General features: G+C 73.3%; 3 protein-coding genes and 1 pseudogene. 3 read left to right on the forward strand and 1 reads right to left on the reverse strand.

Annotated elements, in window-relative coordinates:
* The 3 genes and pseudogenes from AB0J52_RS31595 to AB0J52_RS31605 all read left to right on the forward strand — a co-directional run.
* Window positions 1-916: pseudogene (locus AB0J52_RS31595) on the forward strand (hypothetical protein); the annotation flags it as partial.
* Between the two features lie 246 nt (window positions 917-1,162).
* Window positions 1,163-1,942: an electron transfer flavoprotein subunit beta/FixA family protein gene (locus AB0J52_RS31600; protein WP_500186432.1), complete on the forward strand. Its 780-nt coding sequence runs from the start codon at window positions 1,163-1,165 to the stop codon at window positions 1,940-1,942.
* Between the two features lie 21 nt (window positions 1,943-1,963).
* A complete protein-coding gene (locus tag AB0J52_RS31605; RefSeq protein ID WP_500186433.1) occupies window positions 1,964-2,914 on the forward strand; it encodes an electron transfer flavoprotein subunit alpha/FixB family protein in 951 nt (316 codons plus the stop codon).
* Window positions 2,915-3,072: 158 nt separating this feature from the next.
* Here AB0J52_RS31605 and AB0J52_RS31610 read toward each other — a convergent pair.
* Window positions 3,073-3,813, reverse strand: a 741-nt coding sequence (locus AB0J52_RS31610; RefSeq protein ID WP_500186434.1) for an MFS transporter, incomplete at its 5' end; no start/stop codon positions are given.

The following is a 3,813-nucleotide window of genomic DNA, read 5'->3' on the forward strand; positions in this document are numbered from 1 at the left end:
GGGCGCCGCCGCGTCGGCGCTCGACCTCGGCCCGGCTCCCCAGGGCCCCGCGCCGGCGCCCTATCCCGAGGCTCCGGTCACCGGCGGCTTCCCCGCCGTGATGTCCGACACCGGCGGTTTCGCGATCCCCACCGCGCGCGTCTCCGCCGCGCCCTCCGGGACCAGCCTCGACGCCCCCGTCGGCACCGGCGGGTTCCCGGAGCCCGCGCTCGGCGGGGCCGCGGCCACCGTCACCGCCCCGCCCCCGCACGCGGGCGGCCCACGGCACGCCGCCGCTCCCGGGCACGCGGGCGGCCCTGCCTTCGAGGACGGCCCTGCCTACGAGGACGGAGTCGTGCCCGCGAACGTCCGGCACGCCGGATCCCCGGACGTCCACGAACTCGCGGTCGTGCGCGGCTGGGCGCGGCTGCTCGCCGTGCTGGTGATCGTCCTCGCCGGCTGCGCGTCGGTCATGATGCCGGTGGTCGGGGTCGCCGTGTCGGCGTTCGCCGTGGCGGTGCTGCGGATGGCGCGCGCACGCGGCGGGTTCGGCCTGCTCGAAGCGCTCGGCCGGACGCTGGTCTCCGTTCCCTACGCGGCCGTGTTCGCCGTCGCGGTCCCGCTGATGGTGATGGGCCTCGCCGCCGCGGACGTGGAACTGTCGCCGCTCGGCGCTATCGCGCTCGGCGCCGGGACGGGCACGATCGCGCTGTGGACGGCTCCGGGGGCGGGCGGCGCGCGGCGGGCGCTGGAGACCGCGTTCGAGCCGCTGGCGTGGCGTCCCGGCACGCTGGCGGTGGCGGGGCTGGTGCTCGGCGTGCTGACGCTGGGGGGTCTGGTGGCCGCGATGTCCTTCACGCCCAGCTTCGCCCCGCTCTACGGCCTTCAGAGCTCCCTGGAGGCCACCTTGTCCCGGTTCCAGAACGCGCTGCACTGACCCCGTCCTCCTCCGTGGGGCAGGTCTCACGAGGCGGGTTTCAAAACGGCGCTACTGACCGGTAACATCTGCCGTGTACGGTCCAACCGGGGACCCGGGGCCGAAACACGTTCGGGTCTTTGGCAGGCTGTCAGGTGCGCCGCCGCGAGGCGGCGCGCGAGCACGCGTCGACCCGGCCCACGGGCGGCGTCCTTATGTCCGCTTACCCCAGCGGCCAACTGAGTGCAGGGAGGTCGGCCACCGGCCATGAACATCGTCGTCTGCGTGAAGCAGGTTCCCGACACGGAGAGCCCGCGCAAGCTGAAGTCCGATGACAGCACCCTCGACCGCGGTGCGGCGGACGGTGTCATCAACGAGCTCGATGAGTACGCGATCGAAGAGGGGCTTCGCATCAAGGAGGCCCAGGGCGGCGAGGTGACCGTCCTGACCATGGGTCCCGGCAAGGCGACCGACTCGATCCGCAAGGCCCTCGCCATGGGCGCCGACAAGGCCGTCCACCTCTCGGACGAGGCCCTCGCCGGCTCCGACGCCCTCCAGACCTCCTACGCCATCCAGCAGGTCCTCGGCCGCTCCGGCTTCGACCTGGTGATCCTCGGCTCGGAGTCCACCGACGCGCGCACCGGCATGCTCGCCGCGATGCTCGCCGAGCGGCTCGGCGTCCCGCAGCTGTCGCTCGTCAACAAGGTGGAGATCGACGGCACCTCGATCAAGGTGCAGCGGCAGACCGACTACGGGCACGACAAGGTCGAGGCGACCCTGCCGGCCGTGGTCAGCGTCGTCGAGAAGATCAACGAGCCGCGCTACCCGTCCTTCAAGGGCATCATGGCGGCCAAGAAGAAGCCGGTCGAGACGCTGGACGTCGCGGGCGCGGGCATCGACGCGGGCCAGGTCGGCCTCGCCAACGCCGCGACCGAGGTCGTGGACTTCGCCGAGGCCCCGCCGCGCGCGCAGGGCCAGATCGTCACCGACGAGGGCGACGGCGGCGTCAAGGTCGCCGAGTTCCTCGCGTCGAAGAAGTTCGTCTGAGCGGGGAAGGGGACCCTGAGAATGAGTGAGATCCTGGTCCTCGTCGACCACGTCGACGGAGACGTCAAGAAGGTCACCCTCGAACTGCTCACGCTCGCCAACCGCCTCGGCGACGCCGCCGCGGTATGGGTGGGCCCGGGCTACGAGGGCGCCAAGGCCAAGCTGGCCGAGTTCGGCGCGAAGAAGGTCTACCTGGCCGAGGACGAGGAGCTGACCTCCTACGTCGTCGCGCCGAAGGCCGCGCTGCTCGCCAAGCTCGTCCAGGAGAAGTCGCCGGCCGCCGTGCTGCTCGCCGCCACCGGCGAGGGCAAGGAGGTCGCGGGCCGGCTGGCCGTCAAGACCGGTTCCGGCGCGCTCACCGACGTGGTGGACGTGACCGACGGCTTCGTCGGCGAGCACTCCATCTTCGGCGGCGCGATCATCGCGCACGCCAAGGTGAGGACCGGCACGCCGATCATCGCCGTCCGGCCGAACTCCGTCGCGCCCGAGGCCGCCCCGGCGACCCCGGCCGAGGAGGCCGTGTCGGTCGAGCTGACCGACGCCGACAAGGCCGCCAAGATCGTCGAGAAGGTCGTCGAGGAGAAGGGCGAGCGCCCGGACCTCACCGAGGCCGCGATCGTGGTCTCCGGTGGCCGCGGCGTCGGCTCCGGCGAGAACTTCAAGATCATCGAGGCGCTGGCCGACACCCTCGGCGGAGCGGTCGGCGCGTCCCGCGCCGCCACCGACGCCGGCTGGTACCCGCACCAGTTCCAGGTCGGCCAGACCGGCAAGACGGTGTCGCCGCAGCTGTACATCGCGGTCGGCATCTCCGGCGCGATCCAGCACCGGGCCGGCATGCAGACGTCCAAGACGATCATCGCGATCAACAAGGACCCTGAGGCCCCGATCTTCGAGCTGGTGGACTTCGGTGTGGTCGGCGACCTGTTCCAGGTCGCCCCGCAGCTGACCGAGGAGATCACCAAGCGCAAGTAGGGCGCGTGCGCGTGATGCCCCGGCCGGGTCCCCCGGCCGGGGCGTTCCGCTTTCCCAGCCTCCGCTTTCCCGGCCTCCGGCGCCGTTCACAGCGAACGAGGGGACCGTCCGTCCGGACGGTCCCCCTCGGCGGGTTCACGAGCTCAGGCGCTCCTGGCTCAGGCGGGCACGGGCTGCGGCTCGCCCTCGGGGCGCGGCGCGGCGATCCCGCCCGGGACGCGCTCGCCGGACACCGCGACGGCGTCCTCGGTGACGACCTCGGAGGCGGTCCCGGCGGCGTGCGCCGAGCCGATCTCGCCCGGCCCGAGCGGGACGAACCGGGACCCGACCGCGATCATCAGGGCCAGCACCACCACGGCGCCGACGCCGATCCGCAGCGACGTCGCGTCCGCGAGGAACCCGACGACGACCGGGCCGAGCAGCAGCCCGCCGTAGCCCATCGCCCCGGCCTGCGCGACCGCGGCGGCGGGCTGGTCCGGCGCGGACGTCCCGGCGAGGGACATCGAGGTCGGCACGACCGTGCAGACCACCAGGCCGGTCAGGAAGAACCCGGCGATCGCGACCGTGGTGTTCGGCGCGGTGACCACGACGGTCATCGCGGCGGCCGTGCCGATCCCGGCGCCGGTCAGCAGGTTCCGGGTGCCGACCCACATCCGCAGGTGGTCGCCGACGACGCGGCCGAACAGCATCGCGAGCTGGAAGACGGGGTAGCCGAGCGCCGCGACGGCCTGCGTCGCGCCGAGCTCGCCGTGCAGCAGCAGGCCGCTCCAGTCGGCGATCGAGCCCTCGGTCATGAAGCCGATGAACGCCAGCAGGCCGACCAGGTAGACCGCGAGCGGCAGCCGGGCGCGGCGGCGGCCCACGCCCCCCGCGCCGCGGGCCGCGCGGTCAGCCACAAA

The sequence above is a fragment of the Spirillospora sp. NPDC049652 genome, assembly GCF_040675125.1.
In the GTDB taxonomy this organism is placed as follows: domain Bacteria; phylum Actinomycetota; class Actinomycetes; order Streptosporangiales; family Streptosporangiaceae; genus Spirillospora.

Bases quoted from the DNA above. Each gene is read 5' to 3' on its own strand.
- AB0J52_RS31600 (WP_500186432.1), top strand. From the start codon at position 1,163: ATGAACATCGTCGTCTGCGTGAAGCAGGTTCCCGACACGGAGAGCCCG.
- AB0J52_RS31605 (WP_500186433.1), top strand. From the start codon at position 1,964: ATGAGTGAGATCCTGGTCCTCGTCGACCACGTCGACGGAGACGTCAAG.